Raw genomic sequence first — 18,359 nt, forward strand, 5'->3', positions numbered from 1 at the left:
CAGTTGGGTGGTTTATCATCACAACGATCAGTCTTTTTTAGTGTAGGTTTAATATTTAGGTCGAAATTATACTTATCTAAAAATTATGAAATATATCGAGGAACATCAATATAAAAAAGATAACGTTTACATTTCCCTTTATCATAGAAATTTAAACTATTTTTGGCAAAAAATCTAGTAAATTCATTGACTCTAGAAGTGGTAGATTTTACAATTATCAATGGTTTAAAAATAAAGGTCATCTTAGCCATCGGAACTAAGAAAGGGGACCCTTCATTGTCATATAGAATTACGGTTTATCTAATTGGGATGTTTGTTAATTTCTTTGGTGTAGCCTTGATTGTTAATGCAGCATTAGGAGCTGGGTTTTGGGCTTCTTTCTTTATAGGTCTTTCTGATTTATTTGGATTTACGGTCGGAACTTGGACCGGGATCTTTCAATTCTTAATTATCTTTTTAAATGCTTGGCTTGTAAGACAAGCTCCAGAATATAAAGCGATTATTCCAGTCGTATTAGAGAGTTTAATATTAGATTTCTGGTTAGAAGTCGTTTTCTCTAACTTTAATTTTGCAACTGCACCATATGCCGTACAGATCGTCATGTTAATCGCTGGCGTCATCTTTTGTGGACTCGGTGTTGCGATCTATATCCTGCCTGAATTTCCGCGTGGACCAATGAATCAATTGTTCCTTGCCATTGGAAAACGTTTTAATGTAAGTCTTGGAACAGGGCAAACGATCGTAGCTGTTATTGTAACGATTAGCGCGTATCTGATTGGAGGTCCCGTTGGCATTGGGACGTTAGCGAATATGCTATTCCTTGGCCCTGGTATTCAGTTCTGGTACACGCATGCTTATCCGGTTTATTATAGGTTACATCCTCAATATCAAGATGAACTTGAATTAGTATAGATGAAAAAGAACCTGAGAGCTTCCTTCTCTATGGTAGAGAAGGAAGCACCCTCAGGTTCTTTTTTATTTTGAAGTTGTTCCTTTTCGTATATAGATAACGGAAACGAAGTGGGAGTTTAAGAGTTCCTGAGGAAAGGTTGATGTCTCTTTCATGGTAAGTGTTAGTTTGTTAAAAATCGTTAATAAATAACTGATGCACACGTATTGACCAGTGGTTTTAGCGGGTGTAGAATGTTTTCAGGATTTTTGATTGGCCCTAGAGCTTAGTAAAAGATTACATCAAAGAAAGGGGGAAATCGTCATGTTATACAGAGTAACGGTTTACCTTCTTGGAATGTTTGTCAATTTCTTTGGTGTAGCATTAATTATTAATGCCACACTTGGCGCAGGTTTCTGGACTTCTTTTTTCATTGGGATGTCTGACCTGTTCGGTTTTACGGTAGGTACGTGGTATGCTATCTTTCAATTTCTTATTATCTTTTTAAATGGATGGCTAGTTAAACAAGCACCTGAATTTCGGGCAGTGATTCCCGTTTTACTAGAAGGATTCATTCTAGACTTCTGGCTTGAGATCGTATTTGGACATTTAGATTTCGCAGCAGCTCCGTTTCTGTTGCAAGTGATCATGCTCATATCAGGCGTTCTGATTACAGGGCTTGGTGTGGCGATCTACATTGTGCCCGAATTCCCGCGTGCACCAGTGGATCAGCTCTTCTTAACTGTAAGTCATCGTTTTAACCTAAGCTTACGTATGGGGCAAACGGTCGTAGCTGTTGTAATGGCTACTAGTGCATTTCTAATCGGAGGTCCAGTTGGTCTTGGGACGTTAGCTGGCATCCTCTTCTTAGGCCCAGCTATTCAATTCTGGTATATGAGGACCTATCCGATGTATTATCGCTTTCACCCTAGCTATCAAGATGAGGTTGAACTCATTTCATAATAGGCACGAGGTTCTTTGCTTCTATTAGTAGAAGAAAGACCTCGTGCTTTTTTATGTTTAGTAGAGGAGAAGGAAGAGCAGAAGGATCACTCTTCCTTAATTGTTAGAAAATTTGGTATAATGAAGGTGATTGATTTGCTGAAAGGGGATGTCAGGATGAAACGTGAGGATCTTATTGCTCCAGAACAGTATAATGTTGTTAGTGAAGTAGAACGATTTGCTAAAGACCCGAATCATACAGCCCTTCACTGGGAAGATGATTCAGGGAATGCTCGTGAGATTACGTATCGGAAATTGAGTAAACGTGCAAGTAAAATTGGTAACGCTTTCTTGGAGCAGGGCCTTAAGAAAGGAGATAAAGTGCTCGTTATGGTGCCTCGGCTCATTGAAGCGTATGAAGTTTATCTTGGTGCTTTAAAAGCTGGACTAGTGGTTATACCAAGTTCAGAAATGCTTCGGGCAAAAGATCTGCAGTATCGAATTAGACATGGCGAGGCAAAGGCCGTTGTTAGCTATTATCCTTATGTCGATCAATTTGCTGATGTAGATGTTATTGATCAAGTTACTAAATTTGTTGTCGGTCATGAAGCTGAAGGATGGCTTTATTTAGATTACTTAATGGACCAAGAGAATGATGAGCTTGAGTTAGCCCCTACTGCTAGGGATGATATGGCTTTTCTTTCTTATACATCAGGAACAACGGGTAACCCTAAAGGAGTTGTCCATACTCATGGATGGGGGTACGCTCACCTTCGCACAGCTGCTTATAAGTGGCTGGCCATTGAGGAAGGTGATAAGGTTTGGGCAACAGCGGGACCTGGTTGGCAGAAGTGGATATGGAGTCCGTTTTTATCTGTACTAGGGACTGGTGCAACCGGGTTTGTATACCAAGGAAAGTTCGATCCAAAGCGCTACCTGACCCTATTGGACAACCACAACATTAATGTATTGTGTTGTACGCCAACAGAATATCGATTGATGGCCAAACAAGATGGATTAGACCAGTATGATCTTTCGCATTTACATAGTGCAGTATCTGCTGGTGAGCCTTTAAACCGCGAAGTTATCGACATCTTCCAAAATCATTTTGGGGTTACGGTACGAGATGGCTATGGGCAGACGGAGAACACACTCTTAGTCGGTATCCTTAAAGGAATGGAAGTCAAACCTGGGTCTATGGGGAAACCGACCCCTGGTAATGAGGTAGCGATCATTGATGAAGAAGGGAATCCTCTAGGTGCTGGGGAGATAGGTGATATTGCTGTTCATTTGAATACACCTGCTTTATTTAAAGAATATTATAAAGATCCTGAGCGTACGAAGATGTCCTATCGAGGAGATTATTATCTTACGGGAGATCAGGCTAGCATGGATGAGGATGGCTATTTCTGGTTTGAGGGCCGTAGTGATGATATTATTATCAGTTCTGGTTACACAATCGGACCATTTGAGGTTGAGGACGCTCTTGTGAAGCACCCATCGGTTCAGGAATGTGCGGTTGTGGCGAGTCCTGATGAAATCAGAGGGAATATTGTGAAAGCATTCGTGGTGCTGAAACCAAATATAGAGGTTAATCATGAAGAACTGACTCAAGAGCTTCAGCAACATGTTAAAGATCATACAGCCCCATACAAGTATCCGAGGAAAATTGAGTATCTTGATGAGTTACCAAAGACCACATCGGGTAAAATTCGTCGAGTTGAACTTCGGAATCAAGAGAAGCAGTCTGAACGCGCCTAGTATCAGAAGACAAAACGAAAGACTGGTCATCAAGTGTGATGACCAGTCTTTTATGATTGCATGAGTTTATACTCTTCTTTTAACAAACTGTATACCACATGGTCAACGTAGCGGTCATTGACCCATTCACATTGCCGGATCGTTCCTTCTTTCGTAAAGCCGAGGCGTTCAGGTATGGCCTGGCTCTTTTTGTTACGCTTGGCACACCGAATTTCTACACGATTGAACCCGCGTGTTTCAAATAAATAGTGCAAATAAGTGGTGGCGGCTTTCGTGACGATCCCTTTCCCTTGGAAGTTTTCGCCTAACCAGTAACCGATGCTTGTCTTCTTATTCTGATGGTCCAGTTCATGGACGCCAATAACGCCGGCTAACTCTCCTTTATAATAAATCCCTGTTTCAAACCCTTTATTATCCGCAAATTTCTGCATCGTACTTTCTATAAAACGTTTTGTATCTTCAGGCTTCTCTGTAACATCGACCCAGGGCAGCCATTTACGCAAATGTCTGCGATTGGAATTAACTAAACGAAATAAACGGTCTATATCAGTGACGTCTAGTAATTTTAAATGTAGCTCTTTATTTATTTGATAGATAAACATCGTCTGATCCTCCTCTTGTTGAAGGTTACCAAATATTCTACCAAAAGTTTCGCCAAAACGATACAAGAGGGGGAAGCGTTAGAATGTTTCATCCATTCTGGCGAGTGGAATAGATTAACAATCGATTAAAGGGGATGGGAGGGAAAATCATCGATACCGAGGTTTTAGTGAATGGTGGAGGTGTTGGGGGACTAGCACTTGCCGTCAAATTAGCTAGCCGGGGTGTTCAGGTTACAGTTGTGGAACAGCTAAAGGCCGAATCCCCTCAATATAAGGGGGAGTTGTTGCAGCCTAAAACATTAGCGATCCTGGAGGACTTGGAGATAATTGACCGCGTATTAGCGAATGGCCACTCCTTCTCTTCCTTAGAATTTATTGAGTTAGAGAGGCAAATCTCTGAACCTCCCAGGAAAGTCGGAGAATCGTGTATGGATTATGAATCCTTAGCGACTCCGTATAATTACGCTCTAATGATTCCTCATGAGACCTTAAAAGCCATATTGCTTGATAAATTAAAGCAATATGAGGGGAGCTTCCGGTACATCCAGCCCGCCCGTTTTACCGGATTTAAAGATGGTAAAGCGCTCATACGCCACACCAAAGATCAATCTATTGAACCCATACATGCGAGATTTTACATAGGAGCAGAAGGACGCAATTCTCCGACACGGAATGCGATGGGACTTAAAGCGAATAATCGAACGTACAATCATCATTTCCTTACGGTGACGATTCCGAGACCCGCTGATTTCACAACAGGTAAGATTGTTACAACCAATCACCGATTCCTGGGGTTGTTTCCGCTACCTGACAACAAGATTAGAACCGTTTTCCTTATTAAAGCAGGGACTTACAAGAGTATGAAGGAAGAAGGGATTGAGTACTTTCACCGGGCTTACGAGGAATTGTGTCCGGAGCTTGGTGAACATGTTGCTTCCCTTGAAAGTTGGAAGGACATTCAATTAATGATCCCTACGATGTATCATGTGAATCGATATGTAGTTGAAAACTTAGCTTTAATTGGGGATGCGGCCCACGCTGTACATCCTATGGCTGGGGAGGGGATGAACCTGGCCATTCAAGATGCAGATGTGCTTGGAGAACTCATTGCATGGATGAAACGGAAGGGTCATTTCGATAATCGTCTATTAAAATGGTATGAAGAAGTTCGGATGCCAAGAGCCAAATTCTTATTAGGATTAAGTCACTTGTCGGCGTTAGCTTATTCTTTTCCTTACCCGTGGTGGAGGAGAATTCGAATTAAAAGTATTGAACAAATGGAACAAGATCCAGCCCTCCATGTTAAGCAAATGCTAAACATCTCAGGGCTTGGTCGATGGGATAATACTGTACTGGATCGGCTCATTCAAATTGGAGCTTTTCCTAAGAGGAAACACACTGTCTCAAGGTCAAAACAGCTGCAATACTTTTTTGAACGTACTGAAGATTATCCATGGGAGAAAGAGGAGTGAAGGGATATGAACATTGTCCAAACGGCATTAAAGGCAAGGAACTGGATGAAGCGAAATGAATCTTTTTTACCTACATGGCATGCGTACGTAGGGTATGAGCTTGATTTATTTAAAACGTTTCGGAACCCGAAGACAGTAGATGAAGTCGCGCAGGAAACAGGTTACAGTCAAGATCTGCTCCAATGTTGGGTGGATGTAGGCGCGTCGATTAAACATCTACGAAAACGCCCAAGAGGAAGGTATCGTACGTCAAAGCACCATTGTGGTGAATTCCTTGAAGAGGATTCAAGGGGAGTAGGTGCCCTGTTGAAAGAAATGATGGAACTCCATATCCCAACCCTTCTTTCTTATCCGGAGTACATGAGATCGAATGAACGTGCTGTATTTAATCATGAGAAGTTTGGTGATGTAGTAGCTGAAACATCTACATTATTAGAACATTTCGCTATTCGCCGAATCAAAAAGATGATGAAGGATCAAGAGGTTCAAACCGTCATCGATCTCGGGTGTGGTCACGGAGGATATTTGCGTAAGTTAGCTAAAGATTTCCCGGAAGTAAGAATGATAGGTGTCGATGTAAACGAACAGGTCGTTGAGTCTGCACAAAAAGCTTCCGAAGGATATGAGAATATTGAATTTATCGTAGCGGATGCGAGTGACTGGCGTCCTGAAGAAGGTCAGGAAGCTGACTTAATCTTATTACACAATGTCTTTCACTACTTAGCTCCGGTGGAACGAGAGGAACTATTAAGCAATTTATCGACCTGGCTTTCTGAAGATGGACGCATTTCAGTTATTACACCAGTGAATGAAGCAGCGCAAGGACAAGCATTCTCAAGTGCCTTTAACAGCTTCTTTACAGCCCATTCGAATTTATATGCTCTCCCGTCTTCTGAAGATATTGAAGAGCTTGCCGAAACATCTGGGCTTACCTTATCCGCCTATAATTCGATCATTAAAGAAGGTGGCTGGTACGCGTTTTGGCTTATGCCACAAACGGAACCGAAATCAGAAATGCATCCAGACCGGGAAACGGAGACTCTTATTGCATCAGGGAAATACTGATCTACATATGTAGATCAGTATTTTTATGGGAACGTATGAAGAGGGGCTGAGTTAGGGAAGGGGCTTGAGAAGAGAAACTATTTCTTTGGCAAGATATAAATAAGAAGAGGCTGTCCTGGCGTTGGGGCAGCCTCTTCTTATATGTATCGTGCTAGGATTACTCGCTCCAGAATGGTAAGAACACAAGGTCGTCTCCGAACACGGGATCTGTGGAAGGGAGGGGGACCTCTTTAATATTGTGTAACACTTCAGGTCTTTCTTTCGAATCTCCAGTTCGCATATCTTTAAACTGGCCGTCTGGATAGGCTCCTACGACAAGGAAATCCTTTGAACCGTGCAATTGCTTGTGGCCAACGCCTGCTGGGATAATTAGTACATCACCTGGGGTTACTTCTAATTTTCGACCACATTGCCCTCCAAATTGGATTGTAGCTTCGCCGCTTAACACTCCGAGAACTTCATGAGCCGTACTGTGATAATGATGATGGGTGAAGACCGAACCAATCCACGTGCTATGCCAACCTTTTTGTAAAAAGATCTCGTCCATTTGGTCAATATATTCATTGAGCACTCCTGGATACACAAGAAGCGGCAAAGTGTTATTCGGGATTTCTCCATCGTCTTCGAAGTAGTAGGTTTTAACTTGATCAGAAAATGCATGCATAAGACTTTCCTCCTATATCCAATTCCTTACATAGTTACCCTCGCCTAGTTATAATTAAACCATAAAATATGAAGAAAAAGGAAAATAAAAGCAAAAAAAGACTCAAGCATCATTATACCTGAGTCTTTAGGTTCTGTAGTTAGTGTCTGTTTTGGAAGAAGGAGATCTCGTCCAGTGCATGATATAAGGTGCTCTTAATCGGAACGTTTGAGAAATGGATACCGAGCTGAATAGCCACTTGAGCAACTCTTGGATTCATTCCACAAATTACTGATTTTACCCCTAATAAATCGAGTGACTGAATGAGCTGATATAAATGGTGAGCAACAAGTGTGTCAATGTTCTGGACACCAGACATATCCAGGAAGAGCGTTTCGTATGGATGCTGATTGCATTGGGCTAGAGTATGTTCTTGTATATGCTTGGTGCGTTCAGGATCTAAATCACCGATAAGAGGGATGATCGCTTCTTGGTCTGTAATAGGGATAACGGGTGCGCTTAATTCATTAATCAGTTGTTGTTGAGTATGGATTTGGCGAATGCTCGTTTCGTAATAATGTTTGGAAAATTGATAGATGACATAGTCTTGCGCATTATTACACATTTGTCCGATGTCCATCGCTTGGTCAAGGGAAAGGTCACTTTCTATGGCAAAGCCTTTCACATAGTCCCATAGAACTTTCCGGAAATTTGAGAACTGCTCCAATACTTGGTGAATCGGAACTTGCTCCCCTGCTCGTTTCTCTGATATACGTTCTGCCCAATCTTTCAATTCAAGGTTTGGGTCTGTCTTTTCTGAAATGAAAACTTTAGATAACGATTGAATCAATTCAAAGTTTTCCTCTCTTAACTGTTCTGTACTTGCTGAACTCTTTGAAGAATAGTAGGAAGTAACATCTTCTCCTCTCATATATAGCCATTGGTCTGTAATTTCATTTGTATGACGTTTTATGTAATCATGAAGTTCATGATATAAATTCATTTGGCTTCCACCTCCACCTTAAATGTGCTTATTCCATCATATCGGACCAAAAAGGGGAATGAAAACAATAACTAGTAATTTCTTATAATTCTTGTTTGGATTATTGAGAAAATAAAAACATCTTGATTTCCGAGTATTTTATGTTGCTGAAAGCATTTTCAACTTGGTACATTGGTATAGGTCAAACGCCATTGACCACCTTTTACCCATAAAAAAGCCGTCAAACGCCCCCCTTTCGTTGTCGTCGATTGCGCCAGGTTAAAACGATATCCTTTGGCTTATTGAACTCCGTGTCCCACAAATGTTTAACCGGTTAAGATAGAAAGGTTTGGCGGCTTTTTTCCCTTTGTGCAATTGGAGATTCTTTTACCCCGTGTGCATTGTAAAAAGACTCCTAAATTGTAAAAACCACTCCCATAAGAGAAAGCTAGCACCTTGGAAACGAGCTGCTAGCTTTCTTTTTTTATGCCTTCAGAGAATGTTTCCGTTAGCGATAGCCTGAGCGGAAGGTGGTTCGGGAAATCACTCGCTTTCCGCGGCCCCACACGAGGTGGGGTCGTTCGACGTTGTCACAGGACGTGACGGTCTTAGTCGAACTTCATTATTCCCTTAAAAGCCTCCTCGTTCGCTTCGCTCTCTGTGGGGTCTCCCCTAGGCTCCTTCTGCCGCAGGAGTCTCGCAATTTCCCGAACCACCTTTGCTATATTTAGAGAAAACGGAAACACGTCATATGAAGCATATCTGCCACTTCCGTTCACTCTGAAGACATTGGGCCGTTTATAAAAATTATAGCTAGGGGTGTCTCGGGAACGAGGAGGCTCGACAGCTCGCCAGGGGCCCAGACATTTCAACCACTCATCAAACATGACGGCCTCTACTGAAAGAAAGCATCTTACGTTTTGGGGTGGGGTGTGTTACAATCGTTAAAGATAAAATTGAATGTAAATCTGCACAGGTGATGCAGGAGAGGTTCTAGCTACACCCTCTATAAAAAACTAAGGATCGAACTATACCTTCCTTAGGTATGGTTTTTTTATTTAGTTCGGAAAGAAGTATGGGTGTGTAGAATTCTCTTTTTCTATTGAAAGGAGAATTTTTTTATGGATAAAAAGAAAGCTTTAGTCGTATTTAGTGGAGGGCAAGATAGTACAACTTGTTTGTTCTGGGCGATGAAGCATTTTGATGAAGTGGAAGCGGTGACGTTTGATTATAACCAGCGTCACGATGAAGAAATAGAAGTGGCTAAAGAAATCGCGGAAGATCTTGGGGTGAAGCATACGATTCTTGATATGTCTTTATTGAGTCAATTAGCTCCGAATGCTCTAACGCGTGATGATATTGAAGTGAAAGATGGGGAGAATGGAGATTTGCCATCTACATTTGTGCCGGGACGTAATCTATTATTCTTATCATTTGCATCTATAATGGGGAAACAGATCGGTGCTCAGCATATTGTTACAGGGGTATGCGAGACGGACTTTAGTGGATATCCGGATTGCCGTGATGTATTCATAAAGTCGCTTAATGTGACGCTTAACCTGTCGATGGATGATCAGTTTGTGGTTCATACGCCACTTATGTGGTTAGATAAAGCCCAGACGTGGGGACTAGCGGATGATTTAGATGCTTTAACTTATGTAAAGGAACGGACGTTAACGTGTTACCACGGGGTGCGAGGTTCAGGTTGTGGGGAGTGCCCATCTTGTAAATTGCGCCAAAACGGCTTAGACACCTATATGAAACAAAAAGAAGGAGCGAACGCATAATGGCTATGGATCAATATGGATTTCGCATCGTAGAAGATTTACAAAAAATTGACCAGGATATTAAGCGTAGTGACCTTAAGTATCATAAGAAACGCGTTATGGTAAGTAAAGAGTTTACGTTTGATGCTGCTCACCACTTACATTGTTATGAAGGGAAGTGTAAGAACCTTCATGGACACACGTATCGCGTCGTGTTTGGAATTAGTGGGTATACGGATGAAATCGGAATTGTAATGGACTTTGGGGATATTAAGCAAATTTGGAAAGAACAAATTGAAGTTCATCTGGACCATCGCTATATTAACGAAACCCTTCCTTTAATGAACACCACAGCTGAGAATATGGTGGTGTGGATTTATGAGAAGATGGCAGGAGCCATCCCTCAGGATGAACAATCCCTTCGCGTGGAGTTTGTGAAGCTTTATGAAACGCCAACTAGCTTTGCAGAGGCAAGAAGGGAGTGGATGGAGCTTTGAGTAAGCTTCCAGTTCTAGAGGTATTTGGACCGACCATCCAAGGGGAAGGGATGGTTGTTGGGCGAAAGACCATGTTTGTTAGGACAGCTGGGTGTGATTACAGTTGTGCTTGGTGCGACTCAGCGTTTACTTGGGATGGAAGTGCGAAAGAGGACATTCGTCTATTAACGGCGGATGAAATCTTTGAAGAGCTACGAGATGTTGGTGGTGATGCTTTTGATCACGTTACAATCTCTGGCGGAAATCCTGGGTTGTTGAAACATATGGGTACCCTTGTTGATCTCTTGCATGAGAATGGGTGTGAAGTGGCCCTTGAGACGCAGGGGAGCAAGTGGCAAGACTGGTTCAAGAATATTGATGACTTAACGATCTCGCCTAAACCTCCAAGTTCCTTGATGAAGACGGATTGGCATAAACTTGATGAAATTATTGCGGAGCTTAACCCGCTTACGACGAGCTTAAAAGTGGTCGTGTTTGATAAAGAAGATTTGGAATATGCCAAAGGAATCCATAAGCGCTACCCGAACATTCCGTTCTTTGTACAAGTAGGGAATGATGATACAGAAGAAGTGGACGATACGAAGTTGATGCATCATTTACTTGGTAAATATGAATGGCTTATTGACCAGGTGATGGCTTCAACTGAATTGAACCGCGTGCGCGTCCTTCCGCAAGTTCATGCGCTCTTATGGGGTAATAGAAGAGGTGTATAGGTTGTAGAAAGCCGTATTCCAGTGAAGGGATACGGCTTTTTTTGATGAAGAAAAAAGCTGCTCCTGTTTATCAGGAGCAGCTTTTCTTTCTATATTAATAGGGGGGTTAACTTACTTGAGAGTCTTCTTGTTCTTGCTCTTTTTGAAGACGTTTCTTACGTTTTAAGCGTCGTTTGATTTGTTTAGAATCTAAGTTAATCGTTTTTGGTTGATAGTCATCAGAGGCTACGATATCTTCGGTCGAAGCTTTCATAAATGACCAGGCCAACATCACCATGATGAATAGTAATGGTGTTCCGCCAACGATACTGGCTGTTTGCAATGTGCCTAATCCGCCTAGAATCATTAACGTTAATGGAAGTAAGCAAAGAGCAAATGCCCAGAATAGGCGGTTCCAGCGTAGTGGCTCATCTTCAACGTAATTCTGTACAACAGAAGCCAGGATATACGAACTGGAGTCAAATGTTGTGGCTAGGAAGATAATAGCCAATACGGTGAAGGTTGCAATCATAATTGGAGCCATTGGAAGCTGAGCAATAACGCTAATAATGGCAGCCGGTGCCCCTTGAGTATTTAAAACATTAATAACATCAAACTGACCTGTTAGTTGCATGTACATTCCGAAGTTTCCGATTATCCCGAAGAATAAGATGCTTCCAAGCGTGCCGTATAACATTGTTCCAAGAACCATCTGTTTAATTGTACGACCTCGGGAAATTCTGGCGATAAAGAGTCCTACGAACGGTGCATAAACAAGCCACCAAGCCCAGTAGAAGACTGTCCAGGATTCAGGGAAGTTCGTTTCAGCAAATGTGCTTAGACCAGCAAACGATTCTGTCCACGTACTCATGCGGAAGAAGTTATCTGCTAATAATCCAAGACTATTAAACGTTGTTTCAGAGATAAATTTAGTTGGTCCGAAAATAAATACAAAAGCAAGTAAGAAAAGTGATAACCATAAGTTCACATCACTTAGAACTTTAATCCCTTTTTTCAATCCGGAGTATGCACTAATGGCAAAGATAACTGTACAAACTAACAGTATACCCACTTTTAGTTTAAGTGTAACTTCAATTCCAGTAAGGCTTGAAATACCTTGTGCGATCATTGGTGTACCAAGCGCAAGGGTTGTCCCAGCACCGCCCATTAAACCGAACATGAATAGAACATCAATAATCGTACCAAGTGGCCCGTCTGCTCGTTTCCCGATAACAGGGCGACAAGCTTCACTGATCTTTAATACTGGCTTTTTACGAACATAATAGAAATAAGCAATAGGTAAAGCAGGTAATGTATAAATGGCCCAAGCGATTGGTCCCCAGTGGAAGATGCCGTATACGCTTGCCCATTGAATCGCTTCCTGTGTGCCACCTTCAGCGGCGAATGGGGGAGATTGGTAGTAATAAGCCCATTCAATTGTACCCCAGTATAGAATACTAGAACCGATACCGGCACAGAAAAGCATGGCTGCCCAGGAGAAGTTACTAAATTCTTGTTTTTCACCTTTGTCTCCTAGTTTTACTTGACCGTTTTTACTAAATGCGACATAGAGGAGGAATAAGAAAATGCCGAGGCCAACAATCATGAAGACAACCCCGAAGTTAGTGGTAATGAAATCTTGGGTTTTGTCCACAACTACTTGACCTTTTTGAGGAAATAAAATGAGTGGAATGGTAACTGCTAATAGTAGGAATAATGCCCCTGCAAATGTGGGCCAATCCATTATTTTTTTATTCATCTAATCGTCCTTTCTTTAAAGTACATAGTTAATCATAATAGATTACTAACTTTTTGTACAGAACAAATTGTACAATCTATTCAAATAATCCAAAAAGAACGAGATGATCAAACTGGACAAACTTACCGTTATTGTTGGGTTGAAGAAGGATTTAGATTTGTCGAAAAAAATATAAAAAAACCGATTTCTTTCGACATTTATCGGGTAAATGACTACGTTGTTGGTTTGCGTTTCTTAAATATATGTTTTTACAAAATATAGTGTTATGTAAGATGTTGCAAAAGTAGAAAGAGGTAGGGATATTGTTACAAAAAGAGCTGCAAATTTGATATGCTTATGAGTAGTCAAACAATTCATAACCTTTAAAGGAGGGCTTATATGCCTACAAATGAACAGTTAGAAAAGTATGCGGAATTAGCCATACATAAAGGGGTAAACTTACAGAAAGATCAAATTCTTATGTTGAATGCTCCTGTTGATGGTGCTGATTTTGCGCGAATTGTAGCTAAGAAAGCGTATGAAGCTGGTGCTAAAGATGTTCACATCAATTGGGCTGATGACGTCTTGCAACGCCTTTATTTCGAACATGCGTCACAAGATGTTCTAGAAACAGTACCTCAATGGAAAGTAGATCAATATGACTACTTTGCAGAAAATGGTGCTGCAGTATTGTCTATTCGTTCAACGGATCCTGATAACCTGAATGGGATTGATTCTTCTCGAATTGCGGCTGCTAGTAAAGCAAGCGGAGAAGCGATGAAGAACTTTAGAAAGTACACGATGAATGACAAGATCACTTGGTCAATTGTCGCCATACCTAATCCAGAATGGGCTAAAAAGGTGTTTCCTGATGTACCAGAACAAGAAGCAGTTTCTAAGCTTTGGGACCAGATCTTTACGATTACGCGTGTAGACCAAGAGGATCCTTTAAAAGCGTGGGATGAACACAACGAAACGTTAGGGAAAGCACGTGATTATCTTAATAAAAAGCAATTTAAAAAGCTTATTTATAAATCACCGGGGACGGATCTTGAGGTAGAACTACCAGAGGGGCATATCTGGAAGGGTGGCGCTTCTAAGTCTGAGCAAGGCATTTCGTTCAACGCTAATATGCCTACCGAAGAAGTGTTTACCCTGCCTCACAAATATGGTGTAAACGGAACTGTGACAAGCACAAAGCCTCTTAGCTACGGTGGAAATTTAATAGAAAACTTCTCATTAACTTTTAAAGATGGGAAAGTGGTCGATTTCACTGCTGAACAAGGGTATAGCACGCTAGAACAGTTGTTGAATATGGATGAAGGAGCTCGTCACTTAGGAGAGCTTGCAATTGTCCCTCATCAGTCGCCGATTTCTCAAAGCGGTGTTATCTTCTATAATACATTGTACGATGAGAATGCTTCCTGCCACCTTGCGTTAGGGAAAGCTTACCCTAGCAGTATTGAAGGGGGAGCGAAAATGGACGACAATCAGCTTGATGAAAATGGTGTTAACAACAGTCTCGTTCACGTCGACTTTATGATGGGATCCGGTGAACTAGATATTGATGGAATTACATCAACTGGTGAAACAGAACCTGTTTTCCGTAATGGAAACTGGGCATTTGATTTTTCGTAACCTATTCAAAAGGAGAGCTCTACTAGAGCTCTCCTTTTTTTGATTACAAGCTCCATTATTCTTTTTGGCATCGGTGGTTTCTCTTTTCCAATGGTTAAAGTAGAGAGAAGTTTGGTATAATGGTGTGCAAACAAACGTTCTGTGCGGAGGTATCGATATGGAAGTGGATGGAATCTTTAATGGGCTGAACGAACAGCAGCAAAAGGCGGTTACGACTACTGAAGGTGCTGTAAGAGTTATAGCTGGAGCTGGTTCTGGGAAGACGAGGACTCTTACAAATCGGTATGCCTATTTAGTGAGTGAATTAGGGCTTGAGCCCTCTAATTTGCTTTGTGTCACATTTACGAACAAAGCAGCACAAGAAATGAGAAGAAGAGTGAAGAAGTTAGTCGGAGGAGAACGTGATACGGGGTATATTAGTACGTATCATGGCTTTTGTGTACGTATATTGCGGGAAGACATTCACCATCTATTTTACCCGAAACAATTTCTTATTCTGGATACGGAAGATCAAAAGTCGATCTTAAGAGAAATCTACGAAGAGCTTGGCTTAAAAGTGAATGATCATAAGTTTGCTAGGATCTTAAAAAAGATTGGTGAGATGAAAGCAGATACTGGCTATGTCTTTGACCTGATATCAAGAGAGAAAACACTGGACCCAGAACGGGTAGAGGATCTGGACCGTAAAATTATTCTGTCCTACTTAAAGAAACAAAAGAAGGTATATGGCCTTGATTTCGATGATCTTCTAAATTTCACACTCGTTCTTTTCGGTGAGTACCCGCGTGTATTGGAGAAGTGGCAGGAAAGACTCTACTATATTCAAGTTGATGAATTTCAAGATAGCAGTCCGAAACAATTCGAACTGATTCGGCTACTCAGTAAAGGACATCAAAATGTATTTGTGGTTGGCGACCCAGACCAAACCATTTATGAATGGCGAGGTGCGGATCCGAAATTTATGGTGAATTTCGATCAGTGGTTTCCTCAGTGTCAAACGATTGTGTTAAACGAGAATTATCGTTCCACTCCGCAAATATTAAATGTTGGCAATGCCCTTATTAAGCAAAATAAGCTGAGAGTAGATAAAGATATGGTTACAGAGAACCCTGATGGCGTGAATGTCATTCATTATCATGGGAAGTCTGAGCAAGAAGAAGCGAAATGGATCGTTTCACGTATACAAATGCTACAGAAGGAACATGGAGCTTCGTTAAATGATGTGGCTATTTTATATCGCGCCAATTACTTGTCTCGATTTGTGGAACAAGAACTCATTCATGAAAACATGGAGTACAGCATTTTCGGAGGGTTTAAATTCTTTGAGAGGAAAGAAATTAAGGATGCCCTTGCCCACCTCAGATTGTTGGCATTTGAAGATGACTTGTCATTTATGAGGGTTATTAATACACCAAGACGTCAGATGGGGAAGAAACGCATTGCTTTTTTAAGGGAGCGTGCTGAACAAGAAGGGGCTTCGCTTTATCAAACGCTTTGCAATCATATCGAGGATCCGGTCTTTAATCGAACAAAAGCCAAGGAATTCATTGAAGCGATTGAAGCAATGAAAGTAAAACGTCATGAACTTTCCGTTTCAGATTTGTTGCAGGATACGCTGCAGGCAACGGGGTATGAAGCTTTGATTCGGGAAGACGGAGATCATGAGAGGTTAGATAATCTGATGGAATTGAAGCATTCGGTTGTGCAGTATGAAGAGGGGATGGGTGAACAAATCTCGCTTGAATACTATTTACAAATGCTTACGCTTTATACGGAGAATGATCGAGAGGATGAGCGGGAAGCCGTCAAATTGATGACCATTCATACTTCAAAGGGGTTAGAGTATCCCTATGTATTCTTAGTTGGGTTTAATGATCGGATCTTGCCCAATGAGCGTTCTCTCAGAGATCGGAAAGAGTACGCGCTTGAAGAAGAGAGGCGCCTAGCTTATGTAGCAATGACAAGGGCAGAGCGGGAACTTTACTTAACGGAATCTGAGGGAGGAAACGGACGGGGCGAAAAGAAATACCCCTCTCGTTTTCTGTTTGAACTTGATGAAAGACTATATGAGCGTATTGGGTTTATTGAAAAAGAATTTGAGAAAGAAGCGAAAGAAGTTATACGAATGAACGCTCAACTCGATCAGACCCATACCTCTGAAGCTGATTTTAAGGAAGGACAGGTTGTAGAGCACCCTGTGTTTGGGATGGGAACGATAGAAGAAGTTGATGAGCGAAAAAGGATGTATAAAATCTACTTTGAAGAAATGGAGGTTACACGCCCCATTAGTTGGAATTTCAAGCGATTAAGAGGATTGAATAAATAAGAAAACGAGGCTCTACAGAGCCTCGTTTTCTTATTTTCTAGTCATGTATAGCTTGTGTATGCTTGGGCGCCTTGCGCTATTGTTCTTAACTTCGATTTTGTTTTCGGTATTCGCTTGGAGAAGTTCCTTCATACTTCTTGAAGATACGTGAAAAATGAGACGCACTCTTATACCCGAATTGTTCGGCGACAGAAAGAATAGAACCATTTTGTTTAAGTAATGCTTTTTTTACTTCTTTCATCTTTTGGCGATGAATGTACTGCTGAAGAGACAGGCCTACTTCCCTTTTAAAGAGGGAAGAAAGATGCTCTGATCGGACCCCTAACTCTTTTGCCATCTTCTCGATCGTGATGGGTTTATGAAGGTTAGCCTGAACTTTTTCAAGGCATGCTTGCATGAGCGGGGAGTGTCCTTCTTTTTCTTGTTTTTGAATTTTAGACAAATAATCGTGGACCATAATCTTCTCTAAATGAAGAAGGTCTTCAATTCGATCCTTTTGCTCGATTTCATGCATGTAATAATAAGAAATGGATAAGGACTCGGTTTCATCCATGCCAACGTCAATGGCCGTGCGAGCTACTAACGTAACCGTTGCAATCAATCGATTCTTATAAGATCGCAGTATATTTTCCTTGCCATAAGCAGGAGTTGGATAGTATTTAGCGTGACTCAGTTCATCAATAGCGGATGGGTCTCCATTTCGCAGTTTGTGTAGGAATTTCTTCTCTAACTGATACGAACGCGCTAAGAATTGTCCATCTTCTTTGGTCGTTTCTCTTTTCTTTGGAATAAAGGTGAATTGATCAAACGTTTGATCAATAACGGGTGTAGTCCAATCATTCGCCAATAATGCGAGCAAGATCTGCCCGTAGTAAAGGACTTGTTTCGTATGAACCACAGGAAGCTCTTTGTAATAAGCGAGTACCTTTCTTGAAACATAGATCGATTCTCTTTGTTTTTGAAAAGCCTTTTGAATGTCTTGGTTGTTTAAGTCCTCGTATAGAAAGGGACCTATACAGAAATAACCTGTAGGAATCGAGGCAAATGACTCGGTGTTAATGGCTAAAAAGTGGCGGTGGAATGGGTCCGTAATGTGATGGATACGGCCTTTTTGCTTCATTTTTTCTTGGATAAGCTTTCTTTCCTCTTGTTGTAGACGCTCTAATGGTGTTGGGATCTCTCCCAATGAAGTTTTATTCTGTGTATCGTACTCGAAGAAATAGACGGGTACTCTAGTCGAATAATGAAAGGTGAACAGAGCGCGTAGGGAGCTATCTGTTTTCATCTCCATTACTATAATCTCCTTTTATTGTAGTCTATTCGTTTACATATAATAGCATTAAATT

The 18,359-nt window shown here is 41.3% G+C and carries 15 protein-coding genes and 1 riboswitch; of the genes, 10 read left to right on the forward strand and 5 right to left on the reverse strand.

What is annotated here, in order from left to right; all coding sequences use genetic code 11:
* Positions 1-276 precede the first annotated feature (276 nt).
* The 3 genes from LQ226_RS17245 to mbcS all read left to right on the forward strand — a co-directional run bounded on the left by LQ226_RS17245 (position 277) and on the right by mbcS (position 3,592).
* Complete coding sequence (locus LQ226_RS17245; RefSeq protein ID WP_231419294.1) at positions 277-912, forward strand: YczE/YyaS/YitT family protein; 636 nt, start codon at positions 277-279, stop codon at positions 910-912.
* Positions 913-1,213: 301 nt separating this feature from the next.
* Positions 1,214-1,852, forward strand: a complete 639-nt coding sequence (locus LQ226_RS17250; RefSeq protein ID WP_231419295.1) for a YczE/YyaS/YitT family protein — start codon at positions 1,214-1,216, stop codon at positions 1,850-1,852.
* Between the two features lie 156 nt (positions 1,853-2,008).
* Positions 2,009-3,592 carry an acyl-CoA synthetase MbcS gene (mbcS, locus tag LQ226_RS17255; protein ID WP_231419296.1) on the forward strand — a complete coding sequence of 528 codons (1,584 nt, stop codon included), beginning with the start codon at positions 2,009-2,011 and terminating at the stop codon, positions 3,590-3,592.
* A 50-nt stretch (positions 3,593-3,642) separates the two neighbouring features.
* Here mbcS and LQ226_RS17260 read toward each other — a convergent pair whose 3' ends face one another.
* Positions 3,643-4,194 carry a GNAT family N-acetyltransferase gene (locus tag LQ226_RS17260; RefSeq protein WP_231419297.1) on the reverse strand — a complete coding sequence of 184 codons (552 nt, stop codon included), beginning with the start codon at positions 4,192-4,194 and terminating at the stop codon, positions 3,643-3,645.
* Between the two features lie 134 nt (positions 4,195-4,328).
* On the opposite strand from LQ226_RS17260, the gene LQ226_RS17265 reads away from it, so the two are divergent.
* Both LQ226_RS17265 and LQ226_RS17270 read left to right on the forward strand, forming a co-directional pair.
* Positions 4,329-5,666: an FAD-dependent oxidoreductase gene (locus tag LQ226_RS17265; protein WP_231419298.1), complete on the forward strand. Its 1,338-nt coding sequence runs from the start codon at positions 4,329-4,331 to the stop codon at positions 5,664-5,666.
* 6 nt (positions 5,667-5,672) lie between these two features.
* Positions 5,673-6,731, forward strand: a complete 1,059-nt coding sequence (locus tag LQ226_RS17270) for a class I SAM-dependent methyltransferase (RefSeq protein WP_231419299.1) — start codon at positions 5,673-5,675, stop codon at positions 6,729-6,731.
* Positions 6,732-6,888: 157 nt separating this feature from the next.
* Here the strand turns inward: LQ226_RS17270 and LQ226_RS17275 are convergent, their stop codons facing one another.
* A complete protein-coding gene (locus LQ226_RS17275) occupies positions 6,889-7,395 on the reverse strand; it encodes a cupin domain-containing protein (RefSeq protein WP_231419300.1) in 507 nt (168 codons plus the stop codon).
* 139 nt (positions 7,396-7,534) lie between these two features.
* Positions 7,535-8,377, reverse strand: coding sequence for an STAS domain-containing protein (locus LQ226_RS17280; RefSeq protein ID WP_231419301.1), 843 nt, complete (start codon positions 8,375-8,377; stop codon positions 7,535-7,537).
* 960 nt (positions 8,378-9,337) lie between these two features.
* Positions 9,338-9,382, forward strand: a riboswitch (PreQ1 riboswitch).
* A gap of 95 nt (positions 9,383-9,477) precedes the next feature.
* Here LQ226_RS17280 and queC point away from each other — a divergent pair.
* Genes queC through queE form a run of 3 tightly spaced genes read left to right on the forward strand, consistent with a single transcriptional unit; the run spans position 9,478 to position 11,332 of the window.
* On the forward strand, positions 9,478-10,143 hold the full coding sequence (gene queC, locus LQ226_RS17285; protein WP_231419302.1) for a 7-cyano-7-deazaguanine synthase QueC: 666 nt from the start codon (positions 9,478-9,480) through the stop codon (positions 10,141-10,143).
* Positions 10,144-10,148: 5 nt separating this feature from the next.
* Positions 10,149-10,619 carry a 6-carboxytetrahydropterin synthase QueD gene (gene queD / locus LQ226_RS17290; protein WP_231419375.1) on the forward strand — a complete coding sequence of 157 codons (471 nt, stop codon included), beginning with the start codon at positions 10,149-10,151 and terminating at the stop codon, positions 10,617-10,619.
* A complete protein-coding gene (gene queE / locus LQ226_RS17295) occupies positions 10,616-11,332 on the forward strand; it encodes a 7-carboxy-7-deazaguanine synthase QueE (protein WP_231419303.1) in 717 nt (238 codons plus the stop codon). The genes queD and queE overlap by 4 nt, the downstream gene beginning before the upstream one ends.
* Positions 11,333-11,438: 106 nt before the next feature.
* On the opposite strand, the gene LQ226_RS17300 is transcribed toward queE, so the two are convergent.
* Entirely contained in the window at positions 11,439-13,070 is a 1,632-nt protein-coding gene (locus tag LQ226_RS17300; RefSeq protein ID WP_231419304.1) for a BCCT family transporter, read from the reverse strand.
* A gap of 378 nt (positions 13,071-13,448) precedes the next feature.
* Here LQ226_RS17300 and LQ226_RS17305 point away from each other — a divergent pair, with 378 nt between their 5' ends.
* Entirely contained in the window at positions 13,449-14,687 is a 1,239-nt protein-coding gene (locus LQ226_RS17305) for an aminopeptidase (protein ID WP_231419305.1), read from the forward strand.
* A 124-nt stretch (positions 14,688-14,811) separates the two neighbouring features.
* A complete protein-coding gene (locus LQ226_RS17310) occupies positions 14,812-17,013 on the forward strand; it encodes an ATP-dependent helicase (RefSeq protein WP_231419306.1) in 2,202 nt (733 codons plus the stop codon).
* A gap of 85 nt (positions 17,014-17,098) precedes the next feature.
* Here LQ226_RS17310 and LQ226_RS17315 read toward each other — a convergent pair whose 3' ends face one another.
* On the reverse strand, positions 17,099-18,304 hold the full coding sequence (locus LQ226_RS17315; protein WP_231419307.1) for a helix-turn-helix domain-containing protein: 1,206 nt from the start codon (positions 18,302-18,304) through the stop codon (positions 17,099-17,101).
* Between the last annotated feature and the right edge of the window lie 55 nt (positions 18,305-18,359).

Source organism: Pontibacillus sp. HN14 (genome assembly GCF_021129245.1).
In the GTDB taxonomy this organism is placed as follows: Bacteria; Bacillota; Bacilli; order Bacillales; family BH030062; genus Pontibacillus.